This window comes from Escherichia fergusonii ATCC 35469, from assembly GCF_000026225.1.
GTDB lineage: Bacteria > Pseudomonadota > Gammaproteobacteria > Enterobacterales > Enterobacteriaceae > Escherichia > Escherichia fergusonii.
The window spans coordinates 3,690,582-3,715,377 of the sequence record NC_011740.1 but is presented as its reverse complement, the minus strand read 5'-3'; the positions used below and the strand labels follow the sequence as shown (position 1 = coordinate 3,715,377).

Annotated in this window: 22 protein-coding genes, 2 rRNA genes and 1 pseudogene; 17 read left to right on the top strand and 8 right to left on the bottom strand. The window is 49.7% G+C overall.

The genetic code is table 11. The annotated features are described in order from the left end of the window. The first annotated feature begins 7 nt into the window (after positions 1-7). Positions 8-2,911 (top strand): 23S ribosomal RNA (locus tag EFER_RS18155). A gap of 100 nt (positions 2,912-3,011) precedes the next feature. Then, positions 3,012-3,127 (top strand): 5S ribosomal RNA (gene rrf / locus EFER_RS18150). Between the two features lie 104 nt (positions 3,128-3,231). Here the strand turns inward: rrf and mobB are convergent. Continuing rightward, entirely contained in the window at positions 3,232-3,759 is a 528-nt protein-coding gene (mobB, locus tag EFER_RS18145) for a molybdopterin-guanine dinucleotide biosynthesis protein MobB (RefSeq protein ID WP_000907615.1), read from the bottom strand. Next, positions 3,741-4,316: a molybdenum cofactor guanylyltransferase MobA gene (gene mobA, locus EFER_RS18140; RefSeq protein ID WP_000207934.1), complete on the bottom strand. Its 576-nt coding sequence runs from the start codon at positions 4,314-4,316 to the stop codon at positions 3,741-3,743. Before mobA ends, mobB begins: the two co-directional genes overlap by 19 nt. A gap of 78 nt (positions 4,317-4,394) precedes the next feature. Here mobA and EFER_RS18135 point away from each other — a divergent pair, with 78 nt between their 5' ends. From EFER_RS18135 to EFER_RS18120, 4 genes are all read left to right on the top strand, one after another. After that, positions 4,395-4,664 (top strand): YihD family protein, encoded by a 270-nt coding sequence (locus tag EFER_RS18135; RefSeq protein WP_001295263.1) that lies wholly within the window; start codon positions 4,395-4,397, stop codon positions 4,662-4,664. Positions 4,665-4,740: 76 nt separating this feature from the next. Next, positions 4,741-5,727 (top strand): stress response kinase SrkA, encoded by a 987-nt coding sequence (srkA, locus tag EFER_RS18130; RefSeq protein WP_001065506.1) that lies wholly within the window; start codon positions 4,741-4,743, stop codon positions 5,725-5,727. Positions 5,728-5,743: 16 nt separating this feature from the next. After that, a complete protein-coding gene (gene dsbA / locus EFER_RS18125; protein WP_000725353.1) occupies positions 5,744-6,370 on the top strand; it encodes a thiol:disulfide interchange protein DsbA in 627 nt (208 codons plus the stop codon). Positions 6,371-6,534: 164 nt separating this feature from the next. Next, a complete protein-coding gene (locus EFER_RS18120) occupies positions 6,535-7,953 on the top strand; it encodes a YdgA family protein (RefSeq protein WP_000619861.1) in 1,419 nt (472 codons plus the stop codon). A 44-nt stretch (positions 7,954-7,997) separates the two neighbouring features. Here EFER_RS18120 and EFER_RS18115 read toward each other — a convergent pair whose 3' ends face one another. After that, positions 7,998-8,927, bottom strand: a complete 930-nt coding sequence (locus tag EFER_RS18115; protein WP_001273375.1) for an acyltransferase — start codon at positions 8,925-8,927, stop codon at positions 7,998-8,000. Between the two features lie 362 nt (positions 8,928-9,289). On the opposite strand from EFER_RS18115, the gene polA reads away from it, so the two are divergent. Together polA and spfP are read left to right on the top strand one after the other, a co-directional pair. Next, entirely contained in the window at positions 9,290-12,076 is a 2,787-nt protein-coding gene (polA, locus tag EFER_RS18110) for a DNA polymerase I (RefSeq protein ID WP_000250023.1), read from the top strand. 165 nt (positions 12,077-12,241) lie between these two features. Then, positions 12,242-12,289, top strand: coding sequence for a small protein SpfP (spfP, locus tag EFER_RS24925; protein WP_071892919.1), 48 nt, complete (start codon positions 12,242-12,244; stop codon positions 12,287-12,289). Between the two features lie 137 nt (positions 12,290-12,426). On the opposite strand, the gene yihA is transcribed toward spfP, so the two are convergent. Further along, positions 12,427-13,059, bottom strand: coding sequence for a ribosome biogenesis GTP-binding protein YihA/YsxC (gene yihA / locus EFER_RS18105; protein WP_001061529.1), 633 nt, complete (start codon positions 13,057-13,059; stop codon positions 12,427-12,429). A gap of 296 nt (positions 13,060-13,355) precedes the next feature. Between yihA and EFER_RS24290 the strand changes: the two are divergent. The 4 genes and pseudogenes from EFER_RS24290 (at position 13,356) to EFER_RS18090 (ending at position 17,071) form a co-directional block, all read left to right on the top strand. Next, positions 13,356-13,525, top strand: a pseudogene (locus EFER_RS24290) (hypothetical protein). A gap of 118 nt (positions 13,526-13,643) precedes the next feature. After that, positions 13,644-14,150, top strand: coding sequence for a Der GTPase-activating protein YihI (gene yihI, locus EFER_RS18100; RefSeq protein WP_001300530.1), 507 nt, complete (start codon positions 13,644-13,646; stop codon positions 14,148-14,150). Between the two features lie 188 nt (positions 14,151-14,338). Then, a complete protein-coding gene (hemN, locus tag EFER_RS18095; RefSeq protein ID WP_000116116.1) occupies positions 14,339-15,712 on the top strand; it encodes an oxygen-independent coproporphyrinogen III oxidase in 1,374 nt (457 codons plus the stop codon). Between the two features lie 324 nt (positions 15,713-16,036). Further along, a complete protein-coding gene (locus EFER_RS18090; protein ID WP_000982037.1) occupies positions 16,037-17,071 on the top strand; it encodes a glycosyltransferase in 1,035 nt (344 codons plus the stop codon). Here the strand turns inward: EFER_RS18090 and EFER_RS18085 are convergent. The 3 genes from EFER_RS18085 to gpmM are packed head-to-tail and all read right to left on the bottom strand — an operon-like array spanning position 17,058 to position 20,855. Continuing rightward, complete coding sequence (locus EFER_RS18085; protein ID WP_000483818.1) at positions 17,058-18,014, bottom strand: divergent polysaccharide deacetylase family protein; 957 nt, start codon at positions 18,012-18,014, stop codon at positions 17,058-17,060. The genes EFER_RS18090 and EFER_RS18085 overlap by 14 nt on opposite strands. Before the next feature lie 3 nt (positions 18,015-18,017). After that, entirely contained in the window at positions 18,018-19,277 is a 1,260-nt protein-coding gene (gene envC / locus EFER_RS18080; RefSeq protein ID WP_000196245.1) for a murein hydrolase activator EnvC, read from the bottom strand. A 33-nt stretch (positions 19,278-19,310) separates the two neighbouring features. Further along, positions 19,311-20,855, bottom strand: a complete 1,545-nt coding sequence (gpmM, locus tag EFER_RS18075; RefSeq protein ID WP_015953845.1) for a 2,3-bisphosphoglycerate-independent phosphoglycerate mutase — start codon at positions 20,853-20,855, stop codon at positions 19,311-19,313. 245 nt (positions 20,856-21,100) lie between these two features. On the opposite strand from gpmM, the gene EFER_RS18070 reads away from it, so the two are divergent. The 5 genes from EFER_RS18070 to cysE all read left to right on the top strand — a co-directional run bounded on the left by EFER_RS18070 (position 21,101) and on the right by cysE (position 24,261). Next, a complete protein-coding gene (locus tag EFER_RS18070) occupies positions 21,101-21,532 on the top strand; it encodes a rhodanese-like domain-containing protein (protein ID WP_002431804.1) in 432 nt (143 codons plus the stop codon). Between the two features lie 28 nt (positions 21,533-21,560). Beyond that, entirely contained in the window at positions 21,561-21,812 is a 252-nt protein-coding gene (gene grxC, locus EFER_RS18065; protein WP_001273797.1) for a glutaredoxin 3, read from the top strand. 61 nt (positions 21,813-21,873) lie between these two features. After that, positions 21,874-22,341 carry a protein-export chaperone SecB gene (secB, locus tag EFER_RS18060; RefSeq protein WP_000003375.1) on the top strand — a complete coding sequence of 156 codons (468 nt, stop codon included), beginning with the start codon at positions 21,874-21,876 and terminating at the stop codon, positions 22,339-22,341. After that, positions 22,341-23,360: an NAD(P)H-dependent glycerol-3-phosphate dehydrogenase gene (gpsA, locus tag EFER_RS18055; RefSeq protein ID WP_001076206.1), complete on the top strand. Its 1,020-nt coding sequence runs from the start codon at positions 22,341-22,343 to the stop codon at positions 23,358-23,360. The genes secB and gpsA overlap by 1 nt, the downstream gene beginning before the upstream one ends. A gap of 79 nt (positions 23,361-23,439) precedes the next feature. Next, positions 23,440-24,261, top strand: coding sequence for a serine O-acetyltransferase (gene cysE / locus EFER_RS18050; RefSeq protein WP_001277561.1), 822 nt, complete (start codon positions 23,440-23,442; stop codon positions 24,259-24,261). A gap of 52 nt (positions 24,262-24,313) precedes the next feature. On the opposite strand, the gene trmL is transcribed toward cysE, so the two are convergent. Then, positions 24,314-24,787, bottom strand: coding sequence for a tRNA (uridine(34)/cytosine(34)/5-carboxymethylaminomethyluridine(34)-2'-O)-methyltransferase TrmL (gene trmL, locus EFER_RS18045; protein WP_000932364.1), 474 nt, complete (start codon positions 24,785-24,787; stop codon positions 24,314-24,316). Positions 24,788-24,796 lie beyond the last annotated feature (9 nt).

Sequence of the window (24,796 nt, the reverse complement as noted above, 5' to 3'; positions counted from 1 at the left end):
GTTGTGAGGTTAAGCGACTAAGCGTACACGGTGGATGCCCTGGCAGTCAGAGGCGATGAAGGACGTGCTAATCTGCGATAAGCGTCGGTAAGGTGATATGAACCGTTATAACCGGCGATTTCCGAATGGGGAAACCCAGTGTGATTCGTCACACTATCATTAACTGAATCCATAGGTTAATGAGGCGAACCGGGGGAACTGAAACATCTAAGTACCCCGAGGAAAAGAAATCAACCGAGATTCCCCCAGTAGCGGCGAGCGAACGGGGAGGAGCCCAGAGCCTGAATCAGTGTGTGTGTTAGTGGAAGCGTCTGGAAAGGCGCGCGATACAGGGTGACAGCCCCGTACACAAAAATGCACATATTGTGAGCTCGATGAGTAGGGCGGGACACGTGGTATCCTGTCTGAATATGGGGGGACCATCCTCCAAGGCTAAATACTCCTGACTGACCGATAGTGAACCAGTACCGTGAGGGAAAGGCGAAAAGAACCCCGGCGAGGGGAGTGAAAAAGAACCTGAAACCGTGTACGTACAAGCAGTGGGAGCCTCTTTATGGGGTGACTGCGTACCTTTTGTATAATGGGTCAGCGACTTATATTCTGTAGCAAGGTTAACCGAATAGGGGAGCCGAAGGGAAACCGAGTCTTAACTGGGCGTTAAGTTGCAGGGTATAGACCCGAAACCCGGTGATCTAGCCATGGGCAGGTTGAAGGTTGGGTAACACTAACTGGAGGACCGAACCGACTAATGTTGAAAAATTAGCGGATGACTTGTGGCTGGGGGTGAAAGGCCAATCAAACCGGGAGATAGCTGGTTCTCCCCGAAAGCTATTTAGGTAGCGCCTCGTGAATTCATCTCCGGGGGTAGAGCACTGTTTCGGCAAGGGGGTCATCCCGACTTACCAACCCGATGCAAACTGCGAATACCGGAGAATGTTATCACGGGAGACACACGGCGGGTGCTAACGTCCGTCGTGAAGAGGGAAACAACCCAGACCGCCAGCTAAGGTCCCAAAGTCATGGTTAAGTGGGAAACGATGTGGGAAGGCCCAGACAGCCAGGATGTTGGCTTAGAAGCAGCCATCATTTAAAGAAAGCGTAATAGCTCACTGGTCGAGTCGGCCTGCGCGGAAGATGTAACGGGGCTAAACCATGCACCGAAGCTGCGGCAGCGACACTAAGTGTTGTTGGGTAGGGGAGCGTTCTGTAAGCCTGTGAAGGTGTGCTGTGAGGCATGCTGGAGGTATCAGAAGTGCGAATGCTGACATAAGTAACGATAAAGCGGGTGAAAAGCCCGCTCGCCGGAAGACCAAGGGTTCCTGTCCAACGTTAATCGGGGCAGGGTGAGTCGACCCCTAAGGCGAGGCCGAAAGGCGTAGTCGATGGGAAACAGGTTAATATTCCTGTACTTGGTGTTACTGCGAAGGGGGGACGGAGAAGGCTATGTTGGCCGGGCGACGGTTGTCCCGGTTTAAGCGTGTAGGCTGGTTTTCCAGGCAAATCCGGAAAATCAAGGCTGAGGCGTGATGACGAGGCACTACGGTGCTGAAGCAACAAATGCCCTGCTTCCAGGAAAAGCCTCTAAGCATCAGGTAACAACAAATCGTACCCCAAACCGACACAGGTGGTCAGGTAGAGAATACCAAGGCGCTTGAGAGAACTCGGGTGAAGGAACTAGGCAAAATGGTGCCGTAACTTCGGGAGAAGGCACGCTGATATGTAGGTGAAGCGACTTGCTCGTGGAGCTGAAATCAGTCGAAGATACCAGCTGGCTGCAACTGTTTATTAAAAACACAGCACTGTGCAAACACGAAAGTGGACGTATACGGTGTGACGCCTGCCCGGTGCCGGAAGGTTAATTGATGGGGTTAGCGGTAACGCGAAGCTCTTGATCGAAGCCCCGGTAAACGGCGGCCGTAACTATAACGGTCCTAAGGTAGCGAAATTCCTTGTCGGGTAAGTTCCGACCTGCACGAATGGCGTAATGATGGCCAGGCTGTCTCCACCCGAGACTCAGTGAAATTGAACTCGCTGTGAAGATGCAGTGTACCCGCGGCAAGACGGAAAGACCCCGTGAACCTTTACTATAGCTTGACACTGAACATTGAGCCTTGATGTGTAGGATAGGTGGGAGGCTTTGAAGTGTGGACGCCAGTCTGCATGGAGCCGACCTTGAAATACCACCCTTTAATGTTTGATGTTCTAACGTTGGCCCCTTATCGGGGTTGCGGACAGTGTCTGGTGGGTAGTTTGACTGGGGCGGTCTCCTCCTAAAGAGTAACGGAGGAGCACGAAGGTTGGCTAATCCTGGTCGGACATCAGGAGGTTAGTGCAATGGCATAAGCCAGCTTGACTGCGAGCGTGACGGCGCGAGCAGGTGCGAAAGCAGGTCATAGTGATCCGGTGGTTCTGAATGGAAGGGCCATCGCTCAACGGATAAAAGGTACTCCGGGGATAACAGGCTGATACCGCCCAAGAGTTCATATCGACGGCGGTGTTTGGCACCTCGATGTCGGCTCATCACATCCTGGGGCTGAAGTAGGTCCCAAGGGTATGGCTGTTCGCCATTTAAAGTGGTACGCGAGCTGGGTTTAGAACGTCGTGAGACAGTTCGGTCCCTATCTGCCGTGGGCGCTGGAGAACTGAGGGGGGCTGCTCCTAGTACGAGAGGACCGGAGTGGACGCATCACTGGTGTTCGGGTTGTCATGCCAATGGCACTGCCCGGTAGCTAAATGCGGAAGAGATAAGTGCTGAAAGCATCTAAGCACGAAACTTGCCCCGAGATGAGTTCTCCCTGACCCTTTAAGGGTCCTGAAGGAACGTTGAAGACGACGACGTTGATAGGCCGGGTGTGTAAGCGCAGCGATGCGTTGAGCTAACCGGTACTAATGAACCGTGAGGCTTAACCTTACAACGCCGAAGGTGTTTTGGCGGAAGAGACATCGACAAGTAAGCTTGATACAGATTAAATCGACAGGTCAGAACGGGACGTGTTGATAAACAGAATTTGCCTGGCGGCCTTAGCGCGGTGGTCCCACCTGACCCCATGCCGAACTCAGAAGTGAAACGCCGTAGCGCCGATGGTAGTGTGGGGTCTCCCCATGCGAGAGTAGGGAACTGCCAGGCATCAAATCAAGCAGAAGGCCATCCTGACGGATGGCCTTTTTGCATTGGTGCAGAAAATAATGCCGGGTGCAACGCATGGCGCGTTTTATCCAGCCTACTCTTGCTTATCCGTCCTGATTTTGCATCCACTCCACCACAAAATCAGCCAGCCCCTCAACATCATTAATATCCAGTAACGCGACATCAAGATTAAGCGGCACATCACTGGCTACAGCAATAACATGTCTGTCTATCACTAATTCTTCCGGTCGATGTCCGGCTCCATCGCGAAACAGCACAATCTTTGCGATCTCTTCATGCTTAAACCCTTCGACCAGAATCAAATCCAGCTTTGAGGTATCCATTCGACTTGCGAGAAAATGTAGATCCAGCTCTTCTTCGTCTGGTGTTTCCGTCATCAAGGCCCATCGCTGCTGGCTGGCAACGATGGTTTGTGCCGCGCCAGCCTTGCGCAGCTCATAGCTATCTTTGCCCGGTTTATCAACATCCATATCATGGTGCGTATGCTTAATCAGCCCTGGACGGATCCCTCTGGCGCATAATGCCGGGATCAGTTTTTTCAGCAGCGTAGTTTTTCCAGTGCCGCTCCACGCGGCAAAGGCGAGTAACGGTATCATCGTTTTTCCTGCCATCGGGCAAGCTCCTCTGGCGTATTCACGTTAACAAATGCATCTTTATGATCGCTGAAATCAACCGCATGGCCGCCAGCCAGACGCATAAATGCCATTACCCGGCGTTCTCCTGCTTGCAGATATTCTAGTAATAAAGGCTCAATAGCGCGGTTTACCAGAGCAATAGTCGGGTGATCACGTTCACCGTCATGGACCCACACGACAGGCGCATCTTTGCGCTGATGATTAAGCCGGGCGGCTAAATCAGGGGGAATGTAAGGCGTATCGCACGGGCAAAACAAAAACCACTCACCAGGTTCCTGCTGCATTACTGAAAGCATTCCTGCCAGAGGGCCTGGGTAATCCGCCAGTGAATCTTCAATCACTTTCAGACCGCTTGCCTGATAGATTTCCTGATGACGATTAGCATTAACCACGACGTGAGAGAGCTGCGTCATAAGCGCGTCAGCGACATGTTGCCATAATGGTTTGCCGTTTAATTCAAGCAATCCTTTATCTACGCCGCCCATTCGTCTGGCTTTACCGCCCGCCAGCACAACGCCTGTTATCGTCGTCATCAGATTGACCGATATCGCCTCTTTTATTGTGGGATTGACCCTGCTAACGTGTCTGTCTCAAGAGTAAGGAGCATCACTATGAAATGTAAACGTCTGAATGAAGTTATTGAACTCCTCCAGCCAGCCTGGCAAAAAGAACCAGACCTTAACCTGCTGCAATTTTTGCAGAAACTGGCGAAAGAGTCAGGTTTTGACGGCGAACTGGCGGATTTGACGGATGACATTCTGATCTATCACCTGAAAATGCGTGATTCCGCGAAAGATGCGGTGATCCCGGGTTTGCAGAAAGATTATGAAGAAGATTTCAAAACGGCGCTATTACGCGCACGTGGCGTAATTAAAGAGTAAAAGCTTGTAAGCGGCGCAACCAAAATCATCGTGAAATGATATCCTTCATCATTCGTAATGTTTTCCGGATGATGGGATGAACAACAGCGCTTTTACTTTCCAGACACTACACCCGGATACCATCATGGACGCTCTGTTTGAGCATGGGATCCGGGTGGATTCCGGTCTTACCCCGCTTAACAGCTATGAAAACCGTGTCTATCAATTTCAGGACGAAGAGCGTCGACGTTTTGTCGTCAAATTTTATCGCCCTGAACGTTGGACAGCCGATCAAATCCTCGAAGAACATCAATTTGCGTTGCAGCTGGTTAACGATGAAGTTCCGGTCGCAGCACCTGTGGCCTTTAATGGTCAGACTTTATTGAATCATCTGGGATTTTATTTCGCTGTTTTTCCAAGCGTCGGTGGTCGCCAGTTCGAAGCTGATAATATCGATCAGATGGAAGCGGTTGGGCGTTATTTAGGGCGTATGCACCAGACGGGGCGTAAACAGCTTTTTATCCATCGCCCGACCATCGGTCTGAATGAATACCTCATTGAGCCACGCAAGCTGTTTGAGGACGCTACATTGATACCTTCCGGGTTAAAAGCGGCATTCCTGAAAGCGACAGATGAGCTGATCGCCGCCGTTACAGCACACTGGCGGGAAGATTTCACCGTTCTGCGGCTACATGGAGACTGCCACGCCGGGAATATTCTCTGGCGCGATGGTCCAATGTTCGTTGATCTGGATGATGCACGTAATGGTCCGGCTATTCAGGATTTGTGGATGTTGCTCAATGGCGATAAAGCTGAGCAGCGGATGCAACTGGAAACTATTATTGAGGCTTATGAAGAATTTAGCGAGTTCGATATCGCTGAAATCGGACTGATTGAACCTTTACGCGCCATGCGTTTGGTTTATTATCTTGCCTGGCTAATGCGGCGTTGGGCTGATCCCGCGTTCCCGAAAAATTTCCCGTGGTTAACCGGGGAAGATTACTGGCTGCGACAGACGGCGACTTTTATAGAACAGGCAAAAGTTCTACAAGAACCCCCTTTGCAATTAACACCTATGTATTAATCGGAGAGAGTAGATCATGAAAAAGATTTGGCTGGCGCTGGCTGGTTTAGTTTTAGCGTTTAGCGCATCGGCGGCGCAGTATGAAGATGGTAAACAGTACACCACCCTGGAAAAACCGGTTGCTGGCGCGCCGCAAGTGCTGGAGTTTTTCTCTTTCTTCTGCCCGCACTGCTATCAGTTTGAAGAAGTTCTGCATATTTCTGAGAACGTGAAGAAAAAACTGCCGGAAGGCGTGAAAATGACTAAATACCACGTCAACTTCATGGGTGGGGATCTGGGCAAAGAACTGACTCAGGCATGGGCAGTGGCGATGGCGCTGGGCGTGGAAGACAAAGTGACTGTTCCGCTGTTTGAAGGCGTACAGAAAACCCAGACCATTCGTTCTGCATCTGATATCCGCGATGTATTTATCAACGCAGGTATTAAAGGTGAAGAGTACGACGCGGCCTGGAACAGCTTCGTGGTGAAATCTCTGGTGGCTCAGCAGGAAAAAGCCGCAGCCGACGTGCAATTGCGTGGCGTTCCGGCGATGTTTGTTAACGGTAAATATCAGCTGAATCCGCAGGGTATGGATACCAGCAATATGGATGTTTTTGTTCAGCAGTATGCTGATACTGTGAAATATCTGTCCGAGAAAAAATAATTCATTGTGAATTACATAAGGCCCGTGAATATTCACGGGCTTTTTTATTATTTAATAAATATAAATATATTCTGATATTTTACGTCGTTGCTGGACAATATAAACTCTGTAGAGGATATTCGCATAGCGATATACCAAATCGCGTTACTCTTCAGGGATAAAATATGATACGTAAATCAATTGCTGGTTCGGTTATTGCTGTTGTTGTCATTCTGGGTGGTGGTACATGGTTTTCTGGTATGAAAACTCAAACCAGTGTTGAGCAGTTTATTGTTGGTTTTAATAAAGCTAATAAAAGTAGTAATGGCGCTCATGATATGACGCTAAGTTGTAAAGATTATAAAAGAGGTTTTTTTAGTTCATCTTTTCAAGTAGCTCTGACCTTTAATAATGGTATTACAGATAGCGAAATTAAACCGGGTCAGAATATTATACTGGATGTAAATGTTGATCATGGACCATTTCCACTGGGTCAGCTTTCAAAGGGTAATATAAAGCCAACTATGGCAACGGCAAAGGTATCTCTGGCTAAGAATGAGGTTACACAATCCTACTACACTGCAACGAAAGGTAAGTCACCATTCGTTGCTGATATCGTGGTTGCATTGGGTGGGGCACTAACCACTGAAGTGAATATAACTCCGGCAACCTTTCAGGAAGTCTCTTATAAAGATGGTAAGTTCACGTTTCGTGGTGATGACAGTTCGCCGTCAAATATGGAAGTAACTGGATATCTGAATAATATCATTGTAAATTTGGACTCCATAACCAAACTTACTGCAAACTCGATGACTCTTAATTCATTATCTCGTATAGAGGAAATGAGATATCCAGTAGGAACAAGTGATGTAAAATTTAATCAGGTTACGCTTCAGGGACTTGATGATGACATTACTAAAATTAATTCTTTTGCTTCAAAAATAATATTTGAACGCGCTAAGGATAAAAAATATATCAATACTAATTTCTCCTACGGCATTGATACCTTAAAAAAAGGCGATCAAAATTTTGGCAGTGGAGATATGTCGTTGCAATTTAATGCTATTGATCCACTCGCTTTTAGAGTTTTTATTGAACACTACAATATTTTATTACGCAAGCAATTGGCAAATAATCCAGATGTAATGAAAGATGAAAATGCGATGGATGATCTCCGGGTTGGGGTACTTGCAGAGAGTTTACCAATCTTGTTCAAAAGTGAACCTGTTATCCAGATCCCTGTTAAATGGAGAAATGCTGTAGGGGAATTGAAAGGTGATCTGAATATTGCGATGGCTGATGCTAAATCTGTTGATAATAGTATAAAGTCGTTAGATCTGAATATTTCTCTGCCACTTAACGTTATCGGGGAATTAGCGAAACAAATTCGTTTATCAGAAGGTCACAGTAGAGAAGCAGCACAGATCAAGGCTGAACAGGCGGTCGCAGAATTTAAGGATGTGGGTCAACAACTCGATTTACTTAAGTTTGATGAAAATACGGGGTCATTGCAAATTCACTATGGACAAGGAAAAGTATATTTTAACGGTAAAGAAATGACGGATATGGAGTTTTTCATGCGCATGGCACGTTTGATGCCTTAATATTTATTACTCGCCTCGGGGATTTTCGGGGCGAGCAACTATGGTCAATCTCGCTGTTCGGAAGAGATAAGCGTATTCAGATACTGATCTTTCTCATGCCAGAGTGTATTTAACCATAGCTGAAAGCGGCGCTTAAACGCTTTATCGTTCACATAATCGCCATGTAATTCCTCAGCTATGGGCTGCAATTCAACCTTTACAACAATTCGCGTTAACTTCCCACTCAGCATATCGAAAAAAGGCTGACGATTGTTTTCTGGGTAACAGAGAGTGATGTTAAGCAATTTATCAAATTGTTTGCCCAGCACATTCAGTGCCATTGCGATCCCAGCTGCTTTTGGTGGTAACAGGTTTTTATAGGGGGAACGTGTCTGCTGGTGTTTCTCTTCAGTGAAGCGGGAGCCTTCGACAAAATTAACAATTGTGGTGGGATGCAGGCGAAACTTCTCACATGAGCGTCGGGTGGTTTCCACGTCCTTACCGCGCCGTTCCGGGTGACGGAGTAAATATGCCCGTGAATAACGTTTCATAAAAGGCATATCTAATGCCCAGCATGCGAGACCGATAAAAGGTACCCAGGCTAATTGCTGTTTAAGAAAGTACTTATTCATGGGAATGTGTTTACGGAACAGGACACAAAGCACAACAATATCTGCCCAACTGCGGTGATTGCAGATAAGCAAATACCAGTTTTTTTTGCTCAACCCTTCAAGCCCTTCGACCTTCCACTGGAGATGGGGATTGAGGTGCAACAATGCTGCTAATCCTTCACACCAGCAATACATCATGAAATTGCAAAAGAGCGACACTTTGCGCCAAACAATCGGTATAGGCAGCAAAATTTTCACAATTCCTGCAAGGATGATGGGAACGGAACAGAAAACAGTGACCAGGACGGTCAATACGATACTCAGCAAAATCGTTATCGCAGCGAGTATTCTCGTCATAATTTTATTTTTCAAAAAGTTAGCCATAGACAAGGCGCGAAAGCCGCGCAAGTGGCCGATTCTAACAGAAAACGGCGCAAATGATGGGTCTTAGTGACCAGGAACATGGAGTATATCTATCCACATTACAGTAATCATTAATATTGATAATGATGAAAGCAGGAAATTATATAATTAATTGAAAAATAGAGATAAATAGAGTGATTCATCTATCATAAGAATATTAAAAATGAGATGTAAATAATTTATGCACAAAGTTATCCACAATATGTTTTGCGAGCGGGGCCGGAGAATAGCAAAAGATTTGCCCTAAAGAGAGTGAAAAACTCAAGTTTTGCCCCCGTATGTGGCATCCTTTACCCATAATCTGATAAACAGGCACGGACATTATGGTTCAGATCCCGCAAAATCCCCTTATCCTTGTAGATGGTTCATCTTATCTTTATCGCGCATACCACGCGTTTCCGCCACTAACTAACAGTGCAGGCGAGCCGACCGGTGCGATGTATGGTGTCCTCAACATGCTGCGCAGTCTGATCATGCAATATAAACCGACGCATGCAGCGGTGGTCTTTGACGCCAAGGGAAAAACCTTTCGTGATGAACTGTTTGAACATTACAAATCACATCGCCCGCCAATGCCGGACGATCTGCGAGCACAAATCGAACCCCTGCACGCGATGGTTAAAGCGATGGGGCTGCCGCTGCTGGCGGTTTCTGGCGTAGAAGCGGACGACGTTATCGGTACTCTGGCGCGGGAAGCCGAAAAAGCGGGGCGTCCGGTGCTGATAAGCACTGGCGATAAAGATATGGCGCAGCTGGTGACGCCAAATATTACGCTTATCAATACCATGACGAATACCATCCTCGGCCCGGAAGAGGTGGTGAATAAGTACGGCGTGCCGCCAGAACTGATCATCGACTTCCTGGCGCTGATGGGGGACTCCTCTGATAACATTCCTGGCGTACCGGGCGTTGGTGAAAAAACCGCGCAGGCACTGCTGCAGGGGCTTGGCGGGCTGGATACGCTGTATGCCGAGCCGGAAAAAATTGCTGGCCTAAGCTTCCGTGGCGCGAAAACAATGGCGGCGAAGCTCGAGCAAAACAAAGAAGTGGCTTATCTCTCTTACCAGCTGGCGACGATTAAAACCGACGTTGAACTGGAGCTGACCTGTGAACAACTGGAAGTGCAGCAACCGGCGGCAGAAGAGTTGTTAGGGCTGTTCAAAAAGTATGAGTTCAAACGCTGGACTGCTGATGTCGAAGCGGGCAAATGGCTACAGGCTAAAGGGGCGAAACCCGCAGCCAGGCCGCAGGAAACCAGTGTTGCAGACGAAGCACCAGAAGTGACGGCAACGGTGATTTCGTATGACAACTACGTCACCATCCTTGATGAAGAAACACTGAAAGCGTGGATTGCGAAGCTGGAAAAAGCGCCGGTATTTGCCTTTGATACCGAAACCGACAGCCTCGATAACATCTCTGCTAACCTGGTCGGGCTTTCTTTTGCTATCGAGCCAGGCGTAGCGGCATATATTCCGGTTGCTCATGATTATCTTGATGCGCCCGATCAAATCTCTCGCGAGCGTGCACTCGAGTTGCTAAAACCGCTGCTGGAAGATGAAAAGGCGCTGAAGGTTGGGCAAAACCTGAAATACGATCGCGGTATTCTGGCGAATTACGGCATTGAGCTGCGTGGGATTGCGTTTGATACCATGCTTGAATCCTACATTCTCAATAGCGTTGCCGGGCGTCACGATATGGACAGCCTCGCGGAACGTTGGTTGAAGCACAAAACCATCACTTTTGAAGAGATTGCGGGTAAAGGCAAAAATCAACTGACCTTTAACCAGATTGCCCTCGAAGAGGCCGGACGTTACGCAGCCGAAGATGCCGATGTCACCTTGCAGCTGCATCTGAAAATGTGGCCGGATCTGCAAAAAAACAAAGGGCCGTTGAACGTCTTCGAGAACATCGAAATGCCGCTGGTGCCGGTGCTTTCACGCATTGAACGTAACGGTGTTAAGATCGATCCGAAAGTGCTGCATAATCACTCTGAAGAGCTCACTCTGCGTCTGGCTGAGTTGGAAAAGAAAGCGCATGAAATTGCAGGTGAAGAGTTTAACCTTTCTTCCACCAAGCAGTTGCAAACCATTCTGTTTGAAAAACAGGGTATTAAACCGCTGAAGAAAACGCCGGGTGGTGCGCCGTCAACGTCGGAGGAGGTACTGGAAGAGCTGGCGCTGGACTATCCGTTGCCAAAAGTGATTCTGGAGTATCGTGGTCTGGCGAAGCTGAAATCGACCTACACCGACAAGCTGCCGCTGATGATCAACCCAAAAACCGGGCGTGTACATACCTCTTATCACCAGGCCGTAACTGCGACGGGACGTTTATCGTCAACCGATCCTAACCTGCAAAACATTCCGGTGCGTAACGAAGAAGGTCGCCGTATCCGCCAGGCGTTTATTGCGCCAGAGGATTATGTGATTGTCTCGGCGGACTACTCGCAGATTGAACTGCGCATTATGGCGCATCTCTCGCGTGACAAAGGCTTGCTGACCGCATTCGCGGAAGGAAAAGATATCCACCGGGCAACGGCAGCAGAAGTGTTTGGTTTGCCACTGGAAACCGTCACCAGCGAGCAACGCCGTAGCGCGAAAGCGATCAACTTTGGTCTGATTTATGGCATGAGTGCTTTCGGTCTGGCGCGACAATTGAACATTCCACGTAAAGAAGCGCAGAAGTACATGGACCTTTACTTCGAACGCTACCCAGGCGTGCTGGAGTATATGGAGCGCACCCGTGCGCAGGCGAAAGAGCAGGGCTACGTTGAAACACTTGATGGTCGTCGTCTTTATCTGCCGGATATCAAATCCAGCAACGGCGCGCGCCGTGCAGCAGCTGAACGTGCAGCCATTAACGCGCCAATGCAGGGAACCGCCGCCGACATTATCAAACGGGCGATGATTGCCGTTGATGCGTGGTTACAGGCTGAGCAACCGCGTGTGCGTATGATTATGCAGGTACACGATGAACTGGTATTTGAAGTTCATAAAGATGATGTCGATGCCGTCGCGAAACAGATTCATCAACTGATGGAAAACTGTACCCGTCTGGATGTGCCGTTGCTGGTGGAAGTGGGGAGTGGCGAAAACTGGGATCAGGCGCACTAAGATTCGCCTGAACATGCCCTTTTTTCGTAAGTAAGCAACATAAGCAGACGCATTTTGTGATGGGTATTAGAAATTCCTATGCAACAGCTGAAAAAAAATTACAAAAAGTGCTTTCTGAACTGAACAAAAAAGAGTAAAGTTAGTCGCGTAGGGTACAGAGGTAAGATGTTCTATCTTTCAGACCTTTTACTTCACGTAATCGGATTTGGCTGAATATTTTAGCCGCCCCAGTCAGTAATGACTGGGGCGTTTTTTATTGGGCGAAAGAAAAGATCGTAATGCCTGATGTTTATCAGGCCTATGCCAGAGCCGGATACGCCACATCCGGCACAAGCATTAAGGCAAGAAAATTATTCGCCGTCCTGCATTTCTTCTACTGGCTGCATCTCGCTAAACCAGGTATCCAGTTTCTGCCGCAGCTTGTCCACGCCTTGTTTCTTCAGCGAAGAGAACGTTTCAACCTGCACATCACCGTTAAACGCCAGCACCGCTTCACGCACCATATTCAATTGCGCTTTACGTGCGCCGCTTGCCAGTTTGTCCGCTTTGGTCAGCAGCACCAGAACGGCGATATTACTGTCTACCGCCCACTCAATCATCTGCTGATCCAAATCTTTCAGCGGATGACGAATATCCATTAGCACCACCAGACCTTGCAGGCTCTGACGTTTTTCGAGGTACTCGCCGAGCGCGCGCTGCCATTTGCGCTTCATCTCTTCCGGAACTTCTGCGTAGCCATAGCCCGGTAAGTCAACAAGACGCTTTCCATCCGCGACTTCAAATAAGTTGATTAATTGAGTACGTCCAGGGGTTTTCGATGTTCTCGCCAGGCTTTTTTGATTTGTCAGTGTATTCAGTGCGCTGGATTTGCCCGCATTGGAACGGCCAGCAAATGCCACTTCGATCCCTGTATCAGAAGGTAAGTGGCGAATATCAGGCGCACTCATCACAAAATGCGTCTGTTGATAATTCAAGTTATTCAAAGCGGTCGTCTCCGTCAGTCAAAGCTTTGGGGCGATTATACCTGAACGGCAGCAAAAGACTGGTTTTTCGGCCAGGGGCTGGTGTAAGTTAAAGCCCTGCACTTTGTAAGACATTGACCATTGTACTTATGCGAAATTTAGGTGTGATTATCACGCTGAGTCATAATTTATATTAGTTAAATCATGTGATTACTTTTATATCTCATTCCTAAAATGTGGGCTTAAAGCCCCAGGGTTCTTGTGAGTTTTAGCGAATCGCGTAGAGTAACACCCATCGAGCGAGGACGCAGACAGGAATGATGACTCAGGACGAGGGTCAGGAACGCCAGGAGGCGAAGACACAGGAAGGTCAGGAAGACAAACGTCAGGAGACGTTAGAAAAGGGAAATGGAAATAACACGGAAGTTCCAGGCTAAGGGAAAAACAGGGCGTGTTGATAGCCAACAGGGATTGTAAGGCCCGCTGAGGGTTTTGAGTCAAGAAAAAAGGCGACAGAGCAATCTGTCGCCTTTTTTCTTTGCTTGCTTTCTGTTAGATTCCGCCGCAAATCTATACTGAATAAAACGGCTAAAAGACGAACCATTATGAAACCATCTTCACCATCACGCAGCAAAGGTCATGCAAAAGCGCGTCGCAAAACGCGCGAAGAGCTGAATCAGGAAGCTCGTGACCGCAAGCGTCAGAAAAAACGTCGTGGCCATGCGCCGGGCAGTCGCGCAGCGGGCGGTAACACCACGTCGGGCAGCAAAGGCCAGAACGCACCGAAAGATCCACGTATTGGCAGTAAAACCCCTATTCCATTGGGCGTGACTGAAAAAGTCACCAAACAGCACAAACCGAAGAGTGAGAAACCTATGCTTTCACCGCAGGCGGAGTTGGAGTTACTGGAAACGGATGAGCGTCTGGATGCGCTGCTGGAACGTCTGGAAGCAGGAGAAACCTTGAGCGCTGAAGAGCAATCCTGGGTTGATGCCAAACTGGATCGTATCGATGAGCTGATGCAGAAACTCGGCCTCTCTTATGACGACGACGAAGAAGAGGAAGAAGACGAGAAGCAAGAAGACATGATGCGTCTGCTGCGGGGCAACTAACGGATTGCCGCCGTGGGCCTTCCCGTTCTGCTGATAACCCTTCCGGTTATATGTTATCTGGTGTGGTTATTCGTTAAACTACAGCGGTTGTCGCGGCGACAAAAGTGGCTGCGCAACCGGCTGATGACTCGAAACGGGCATCCGCCGGTACGCCGTAGCCGCCAGAGACGCCATCGGAAGGAGTGAGCATGTCTGTACAGCAAATCGACTGGGATCTGGCCCTGATCCAGAAATATAACTATTCCGGGCCACGATACACCTCGTACCCGACCGCGCTGGAGTTTTCAGAAGACTTCGGCGAACAGGCGTTTTTACAAGCCGTGGCGCGCTATCCTGAGCGTCCATTATCTCTCTACGTACATATCCCGTTCTGCCACAAACTTTGTTACTTCTGCGGTTGCAATAAGATTGTTACTCGCCAGCAGCACAAGGCCGATCAGTATCTGGACGCACTAGAGCAAGAAATCGTCCATCGTGCGCCGCTGTTTACCAGGCGCAAGGTGAGCCAGCTGCACTGGGGCGGTGGAACGCCGACATATCTGAACAAAGCGCAAATCAGCCGACTGATGAAGTTGCTGCGCGAAAACTTCCAGTTCAATACTGATGCGGAGATTTCGATCGAAGTCGATCCGCGCGAAATAGAACTGGATGTACTCGATCATTTACGCGCCGAAGGCTTTAATCGCCTGAGCATGGGCGTGCAGGACTTCAACAAAGAAGTGCAACGTCTGGTTAACCGCGAGCAGGATGAAGAGTTCATCTTTGCACTGCTTAACCATGCGCGTGAGATTGGTTTTACTTCCACCAACATCGACCTGATTTACGGCCTGCCGAAGCAGACGCCGGAGAGTTTCGCTTTTACCCTGAAACGTGTGGCGGAACTTAACCCCGATCGTCTGAGTGTCTTTAACTACGCGCATCTGCCGACCATTTTTGCTGCTCAGCGCAAAATCAAAGATGCTGACCTGCCGAGTCCGCAGCAAAAACTCGATATCCTGCAGGAAACCATCGCCTTCCTGACGCAATCGGGCTATCAGTTTATCGGGATGGATCACTTTGCTCGCCCGGATGACGAGCTGGCGGTGGCCCAGCGTGAAGGCGTGCTGCATCGTAACTTCCAGGGCTACACCACTCAGGGCGATACCGATCTGCTGGGGATGGGCGTTTCAGCCATCAGCATGATTGGCGACTGCTACGCGCAGAACCAGAAAGAGTTGAAGCAGTACTATCAGCAAGTGGATGAACAAGGCAATGCGCTGTGGCGTGGTATTGCGCTAACGCGTGATGACTGTATTCGCCGCGATGTGATTAAGTCGCTCATCTGCAACTTCCGTCTGGATTACGCCCCTATTGAGCAACAGTGGGATTTGCACTTCGCTGATTACTTTGCGGAAGATCTCAAACTACTTGCCCCGTTAGCAAAAGATGGGCTGGTGGATGTGGATGAGAAGGGGATTCAGGTGACGGCGAAAGGTCGCTTGCTGATCCGCAACATTTGCATGTGCTTTGATACCTATCTGCGTCAGAAAGCGCGGATGCAGCAGTTCTCACGGGTGATTTAAAGAGTGAATGGCGCTTCGTTTACAAGGTAGAAAACGAAAGCGCCATCAATGTGCTGGGAACAAAGTTGCCAGGTACGCTACGCGTATCAGGCTTGCATAGCTGGAATCCCAGCTCTTTTCTCTGAGGATAATCTGTTAAATATGTAAAATCTTGTCAGTGTAATAAAGAGTTCGTAATTACTCTATTCTCTTATATTGCTGTTCTCATTCTCTCTTTAATCTGACGTTACGCTAATTCGTAATATTAATATCTCGCCCACTTAATAGTTTCTTAATACAAAGTCTGTACAAAGACAGGGTTACTTCAGAGGTAGTCGGTAATTTATGATGAACAGTGCAAATAAACTTAGTGTTATTATCCCGTTATATAATGCGGGAAATGATTTTAACGCCTGCATGGAATCTTTAATCGCGCAAACCTGGACTGCTCTGGAAATCATTATTGTTAACGATGGTTCAACAGATAATTCCGTTGAAATAGCAAAATATTATGCAAAAAATTATTCGCATGTTCGTTTGCTGCATCAGGCGAATGCTGGCGCATCGGTAGCGCGTAATCGCGGGATCGAGGCAGCGACGGGCAAATATGTCGCTTTTGTCGATGCTGATGATGAGGTCTATCCCACCATGTACGAAACGCTGATGACGATGGCGTTAGAGGATGATCTCGATGTGGCACAAGGTAACGCCGACTGGTGCGTACGTGAAACGGGCAGAACATGGCAATCTATTCCAGGTGATCGTATTCGTTCAACAGGCGTTTTAAATGGCCCGGAATGGCTGCGATTAGCGCTTGCTTCTCGCCGCTGGACACACGTGGTGTGGATGGGCGTTTATCGCCGGGAAATTCTTATTAAAAACAATATTAAATTTATTCCCGGTTTGCATCATCAGGATATTATCTGGAGCACCGAGGTCATGTTTAATGCCTTGCGTGTACGTTATACCGAACAATCTTTATATAAGTACTTTTTACATAATAACTCAATAAGTCGTTTGAAAAGACAAGGGAATAAAAACCTTAATTATCAACGGCACTATATTAAAATTACCCGCTTGTTGGAAAAGTTAAATCGTGATTATGCTGATAAAATTCCGATTTATCCAGAATTCCATCAGCAAATAAGTTATGAAGCATTACGTGTTTGCCATGCAGTACGAAAAGAACCCGATCTTTTTACCCGTCAGCGCATGATTGCCGAAATTTTTACTTCCGGTATGTATAAACGCATGGTGACTAATGTGCGCAGCGCTAAGGTCGGTTATCAGGTCTTGCTGTGGTCTTTGCGTCTGTGGCAATGGCGCGACAAAACATTGTCGCACCAACAAAATGCACGCAAAGCGCTTAATCTGAATTAGCGTTTGCGGTATTGGCGGGTGTCCTCCCCCAGCCTTGCCATTGATTGCGGATGTAGTTCACCAGCGTACTCTGACTGATGCTTTCGCTCAGCACGCTAAAGAATCGGTCAGCATAAACCGGCTCCAGCGGCTTCTTCGGTTTGCAGAGCTTCACGCCACGGAACGGATTACGCGGTGCGTCGGGCACAGTGTTTTTCGGCGGTGTAGACGTATCAACCTGCGGTTCATTCAGCAAGCTGCTGGCTTTCACCAGCGTAATGTCTGGCGGCAGGTTATAAACCATCTGTTGTAGCACGCGTACCGTTGAAGGGTGAGGATGCCCAATGGCAATGGTTGAACCGTTGCGACGCGCCAGGTCAATTGCGCGATTGAACTGCACACGGATGTCTGCTTCATTTTGCGAATCGTCGAGGAACACCTTCCGTTTAATAACCTTCACGCCAGTACCTTGCGCGGCGCGCATCGCCTGGGTATTACCGATGGTTACGCTGTCGAGGAAGTAAAGATTGTAACGCTCCAGCGCCTGCATCACTTTCTGCATACCAAACAGGTTAGAGGTCATCTTGCTACCCATGTGGTTGTTGATCCCCACGGCATAGGGCACGTTATTGACCGCACTACGAATAATGCGCTCAATTTCGTCGCTGCTCATCTCCGGGCGCAGCGTATTTTTCTCCAGCGGCTGTTTACTCAACGGTGCCATCGGCAGATGAATCAACACTTCGTGACCGCTGTTATGCGCTTTGGTCGCCATCTCTCTGGCGTGCGGTGAATCGGGTAATACAGCGACGGAGATAGCGGAGGGCATCGCCAGCACCTGGTTTTCGTTGTGCGGGCGATACCCAAAATCATCAATGACGATGGCAAGTTTGCCAGCAATTACGGGGGAGGAGAGCGCCAACAGAGCGGCAAGTGAAAGAATGTTACGACGAAATGGAAACAAAACTTATCTTCCCAACCACGGCTGTGGATTGACGGCCTGACCCTGGCGACGAATCTCAAAATAGAGTGAAGGTCTGCCCTGACCACCACTGCTGCCCACCAGTGCAATTGGCTGGCCCGCACGAACCTGCGAACCAACGCTCACCAGCGCGCTTTGATTATAGCCGTAAAGACTCATGTCGCCTTTACCATGCTCAACCACTACCACCAGACCGTAGCCTTGCAGCCAGTCAGCCAGAATCACCCGACCATCGGCAATGGCTTTAACTTCAGTACCTTCAGAGGCACCGATAACCATCCCTTTCCAGCGTAGTTCGCCCTGTAGCTGTTCACCATAGCGATGCAGCGTCGGCCCGCGAACCGGCCAGAATGCCTGACCACGCGGTGCACCCAGGCCACCAGTTCGGGACATCAGCGATTTTTCGCTTTCGGTAGGTTTGTAGGTGGTGCCTTTGCGCGTCGCTTCTTTCTGGCGGTCGCGAACCGCCTGGGCTTCGCGCGCTTCACGTTCAGCACGCGCTTTCGCCGCCGCTTCCGCACGGGCAATGCTGTTACGCAGACGAGATTCGTTGGCGCGCAGCTCGCTCAACTGTTGCTGACCTTGCTGGATGGAAGACTCCAGCCCTGTCAGCGTCTTTTTACGCTCGTTCAGCGCCTGAGTCAGCTTCGCCTGTTGGGCGCGCTGCTCATATAACAGCGTTTGCTGCTCGCTCTGTTTCTCTTCCAGCTCGGCGCGTTGCATAGCGACTTCTTCACGCGTTTGTTTCAACTGAGCAATGGTTTCTTGTCGTGCCTGGTTGAGATAACCGAAATAAGCCTGTAAACGCTGACCACGCTGGCTTTCTTCACCGCTGAGAATGAGCTGAATACCGGTATGCTCGCCCTGACGAAACGCGGCATCCAGTTGCGCGGCGAGGCTGCGTTCTTGAGCGGCTTTTTGCTGCTCCAGTTTGGCAATCGACGCGTTCATCTCATCAATCTGTTTATTCAGTTGATTGAGTGTGTTTTGCGTTTCGCGCAGCTTGCGAGTGGCTTCGGAGATCGCTTCTTCCTGCTTTTTCAATTGTGCGAGCAGGCTTGCGCGTTGTTGTTGCTTTTGGCGTACCGCGCGCTCTTTCGCGGCGATATCGGCCTGAATAGATTTGAGTTGGTCGCGATCATCCGCGTGGGCGGAAAAGGCGCACAACAATACGCCAGCGCTAAGAACGCTGGCGTAGATGATGGGCCTGATTGCAAACCTGCGCGGTTTCACGGCCCGTGTCATGGTATTAATCGCCTTTCCCCTCATGGGGAGGGATTATTCCACGATGAACAGCGGCTTACCAGTCATCTCTTGCGGGATTTCCATACCCATCAGCGACAACATGGTCGGCGCGATGTCAGAAAGTTTGCCGCCTTCAACCGCTTTCACGTTCTTATCGCCAACGTAAATCAGCGGAACAGGCAGGTTGGTGTGCGCTGTGTGCGCCTGACCCGTTGCCGGATCGCGCATCTGTTCAGCGTTACCGTGGTCAGCGGTGATCAGCAGTTGTCCACCCACGGACTCAACCGCTTTCGCGACTTCTTCCACGCAGTGATCCAGCGCTTCAACCGCTTTAACCGCCGCTTCCATCACCCCGGTGTGACCAACCATGTCGCCGTTCGGATAGTTACAGATAATGGTGTCGTATTTGCCGCTCTTGATTGCCGCAACCAGTTTTTCGGTCAGCTCTGCGGAGCTCATTTCCGGTTGCAGATCGTAGGTAGCCACTTTCGGTGAGTTGATCAGAATGCGGTCTTCGCCTTTGAACGACTCTTCTACACCACCGTTAAAGAAGAAAGTGACGTGAGCATATTTTTCAGTTTCGGAAATACGCAGTTGAGTTTTGTCGTTTTTCGCCATCCACTCGCCGAAGGTGTTAACCAGAGAAGCTGGCGGGTAAGCAACCGCAGTTTTGATGTCAGCGGCGTATTCGGTCAGCATCACGAAATCGATGTTAACCACTTTCTTACGCGCGAAGCCGTCGAAATCAGCGTTCACGAAAGCACGAGTGATTTCACGCGCACGGTCAGCACGGAAGTTCATGAAAATCAGAGCATCGCCGTCTTCCATTGCCGCGTCTGGCTGACCTTCTGCACGAATAACGGTCGCTTTCACGAACTCGTCGTTTTCGTCACGAGCATAAGCAGCCTGCAAACCGGCAACAGCAGTGTCGGCCTGGAACTCACCCTGCGCCAGAGTCAGCAGGTCATACGCTTTTTCAACGCGATCCCAACGGTTATCACGGTCCATTGCATAGTAACGACCAATGATGGACGCTACGCGGCCTTTGCCCAGCGCGGCAAATTTCTCTTCGAATTTTTTCAGCGAGGATTCAGCACTGCGCGGCGGGGTGTCGCGACCGTCAAGGAATGCGTGCAGGTAGATTTTTTCTGCGCCGCGTTCCGCTGCCAGTTCCACCATCGCCATGATGTGATCTTCGTGGCTGTGTACACCACCTGCGGAGAGCAGACCCATAATGTGTACTGCTTTGCCTGCGTTTTTCGCTTTATCTACCGCGCCAGTCAACACCGGATTAGCAAAGAAAGCGCGATCTTTGATTTCAACATCCAGACGAGTCAGGTCCTGATACACGATGCGGCCGGCACCCAGGTTAACGTGACCTACTTCGGAGTTACCCATCTGACGGTCAGGCAGACCGACTTCCAGACCGGAAGCGTCGATCAGGGTATGCGGACGATTGGCCCACAGTGCATCCATTACCGGGGTTTTAGCACTAAAAATGGCGTTATCCTGCTGTTCTTCGCGATAGCCATAGCCATCCAGAATCACCAGTACCATAGGTTTTTTAGAAACCGACATTGCGACAACCTCATACTCAAGAGTCAAAATTTGCGTAATTTTACTACAGCTGAATCGATAAAATAGCCTCAGAAGATCAAATAAAGGAGAAGCTCGGGGAACGGCAACCACTCTTTTGCGATTTTTTTTCCGTGGCACCCCGCAAAAATGCAATCCAGTTAACGCGCTGGCTGTATTTGCCGCACCGCGCAGGTATACTCCTGTCCTGGTTTTTTTAATCACTACGTCGGGAGTTGTTACCCCCCATGCAAGAAATTATGCAATTTGTTAGCCGTCATCCCATACTGAGTATCGCCTGGGTTGCGTTACTGGTGGCGGTTTTATTCACCACCTTCAAAAGCCTGACCTCAAAAGTGAAGGTAATTACCCGTGGTGAAGCAACGCGTCTTATCAACAAAGAAGATGCCGTTGTGGTGGATTTGCGTCAGCGAGATGACTTCCGTAAAGGTCATATCGCGGGCTCCACCAACCTGTTGCCGACCGAGATTAAAGCCAACAATGTTGGTGAACTTGATAAGCACAAAGATAAGCCGATTATTGTGGTCGACGGTTCTGGTATGCAGTGTCAGGAAGCTGCAAATGCATTAACCAAGGCCGGTTTCGAGAAAGTGTTCGTGCTGAAAGAAGGCATTGCTGGCTGGGCTGGCGAGAATTTGCCTCTGGTGCGCGGAAAATAAGCTGTAGATTAACAACAGGAGCGAAGTCATGGCCAACATTGAAATCTATACCAAAGCTACCTGCCCCTATTGCCATCGTGCTAAAGCGCTGTTGAGCAGCAAAGGTGTGAGCTTCCAGGAACTTCCGATTGACGGTGATGCCGTAAAACGTGAAGAGATGATCAAACGCAGTGGCCGTACAACGGTTCCGCAGATTTTTATTGATGCGCAGCACATTGGTGGCTGTGATGACTTGTATGCGTTGGATGCGCGTGGTGGACTGGATCCCCTGCTGAAATAACGTCTTATCGTTTACAGATTAATGAGTAGTTTTAAGGACAACACTAAAGGGTTTTTCAAACATGTCAGAACAAAACAACACTGAAATGACTTTCCAGATCCAACGTATTTATACCAAGGATATCTCTTTCGAAGCGCCGAACGCGCCGCATGTTTTCCAGAAAGATTGGCAACCAGAAGTTAAACTTGATCTGGATACGGCATCTTCCCAACTGGCAGATGACGTATACGAAGTGGTACTGCGTGTAACCGTAACGGCCTCTTTGGGCGAAGAAACTGCGTTTCTGTGTGAAGTTCAGCAGGGCGGTATTTTCTCCATCGCGGGTATCGAAGGCACCCAGATGGCACATTGCCTGGGCGCATACTGCCCGAACATTCTGTTCCCGTATGCTCGTGAGTGCATCACCAGCCTGGTTTCACGCGGTACGTTCCCGCAACTGAACCTTGCGCCGGTTAACTTCGATGCGCTGTTCATGAACTATTTGCAGCAGCAGGCTGGCGAAGGTACTGAAGAACATCAGGATGCCTGATGAACCAACGTAATGCTTCAATGACTGTGATCGGTGCCGGCTCGTACGGCACCGCTCTTGCCATTACCCTGGCAAGAAATGGCCACGAGGTTGTCCTCTGGGGCCATGACCCTGAACATATCGCAACCCTTAAACGCGACCGCTGTAACGCCGCGTTTCTCCCCGATGTGCCTTTTCCCGATACGCTCCATCTTGAAAGCGATCTCGCTACCGCACTGGCAGCCAGCCGTAATATTCTTGTCGTCGTGCCAAGCCATGTCTTTGGTGAAGTGCTGCGCCAGATTAAACCGCTGATGCGTCCTGATGCGCGTCTGGTGTGGGCGACCAAAGGTCTGGAGGCGGAAACCGGACGTCTGTTACAGGACGTGGCGCGTGAGGCGTTAGGCGATCAAATTCCGCTGGCGGTTATCTCTGGTCCAACGTTTGCGAAAGAACTGGCGGCAGGTTTACCGACGGCTATTTCGCTGGCCTCTACCGACCAAACCTTTGCTGATGATCTTCAGCAGTTGCTGCACTGTGGTAAAAGTTTCCGCGTTTACAGCAACCCGGATTTCATTGGCGTGCAGCTTGGCGGCGCGGTGAAAAACGTCATTGCCATTGGCGCGGGGATGTCAGACGGTATCGGTTTTGGTGCGAATGCGCGTACGGCGCTGATTACCCGTGGTCTGGCTGAAATGTCGCGTCTTGGCGCGGCGCTGGGGGCCGATCCTGCCACCTTTATGGGCATGGCTGGGCTTGGAGATTTGGTGCTGACCTGTACTGACAACCAGTCTCGTAACCGCCGTTTTGGCATGATGCTCGGTCAGGGCATGGATGTACAAAGCGCGCAGGAGAAAATTGGTCAGGTGGTGGAAGGCTACCGTAATACGAAAGAAGTTCGCGAACTGGCGCATCGCTTCGGCGTTGAAATGCCAATAACCGAGGAAATTTATCAAGTATTATATTGCGGAAAAAACGCGCGCGAGGCAGCATTGACTTTACTAGGTCGTGCACGCAAGGACGAGCGCAGCAGCCACTAAACCCAGGGAACCTTTGTTACCGCTATGACCCGGCCCGCGCAGAACGGGCCGGTCATTATCTTATCGTGTGGAGTAAGCAATGTCGTGTGAAGAACTGGAAATTGTCTGGAACAATATTAAAGCCGAAGCCAGAACGCTGGCGGACTGTGAACCAATGCTGGCCAGTTTTTACCACGCAACGCTACTCAAGCACGAAAACCTGGGCAGTGCACTGAGTTATATGTTGGCGAACAAGCTGTCATCGCCAATTATGCCTGCCATTGCTATCCGTGAAGTGGTGGAAGAAGCCTACGCCGCCGACCCGGAAATGATTGCTTCTGCGGCCTGTGATATTCAGGCAGTGCGTACCCGCGACCCGGCAGTCGATAAATACTCAACCCCATTGTTATATCTGAAAGGTTTTCATGCCTTGCAGGCGTATCGCATCGGTCACTGGCTGTGGAATCAGGGCCGTCGCGCACTGGCTATTTTTCTGCAGAACCAGGTTTCTGTGACGTTCCAGGTGGATATTCATCCGGCGGCAAAAATTGGTCGCGGTATCATGCTCGACCACGCGACGGGCATTGTGGTGGGTGAAACTGCGGTGATTGAAAATGACGTGTCGATTCTGCAATCCGTTACCCTTGGCGGTACGGGAAAATCTGGCGGCGACCGTCACCCGAAAATTCGTGAAGGCGTGATGATTGGCGCAGGTGCGAAAATTCTCGGTAATATTGAAGTTGGTCGCGGTGCGAAGATTGGCGCAGGTTCCGTGGTGCTGCAACCGGTGCCGCCACATACCACCGCCGCTGGCGTTCCGGCACGCATTGTCGGTAAACCAGACAGCGATAAGCCATCAATGGATATGGATCAACATTTCAACGGTATTAACCATACCTTTGAGTATGGGGATGGGATCTGACGTCCTGTGATTGTGCCGGATGCGATGTAATCATCTATCCGGCATACAGTAACTAATCTCTCAACACCGCTCCCGGATACCCCAACTGCCGCCAGGCTTCATACACCACGACCGACACCGCATTGGACAGGTTCATGCTGCGGCTGTCCGGTACCATTGGAATACGAATTTTTTGTTCAGCGGGCAGGGCATCAAGAATGCTTGAGGACAGGCCGCGCGTTTCCGGGCCAAACATCAGATAGTCGCTATCCTGATAACTTACGGCGCTGTGAGCAGGCGTACCTTTCGTGGTGAGGGCAAACAGACGCTGCGGGTTTTCAGCCTTAAGAAACGCGGCATAGTTATGATGGCGCGTAACGGCGGTAAATTCGTGGTAGTCCAGCCCCGCACGGCGCAGGCGCTTATCGTCCCAGGCAAATCCCATCGGTTCGATGATATGCAGGCGAAAGCCGGTGTTGGCGCAAAGACGGATGATGTTGCCAGTGTTTGGCGGAATTTCTGGTTCGTAAAGTACGATGTTTAGCATACTGCCCCC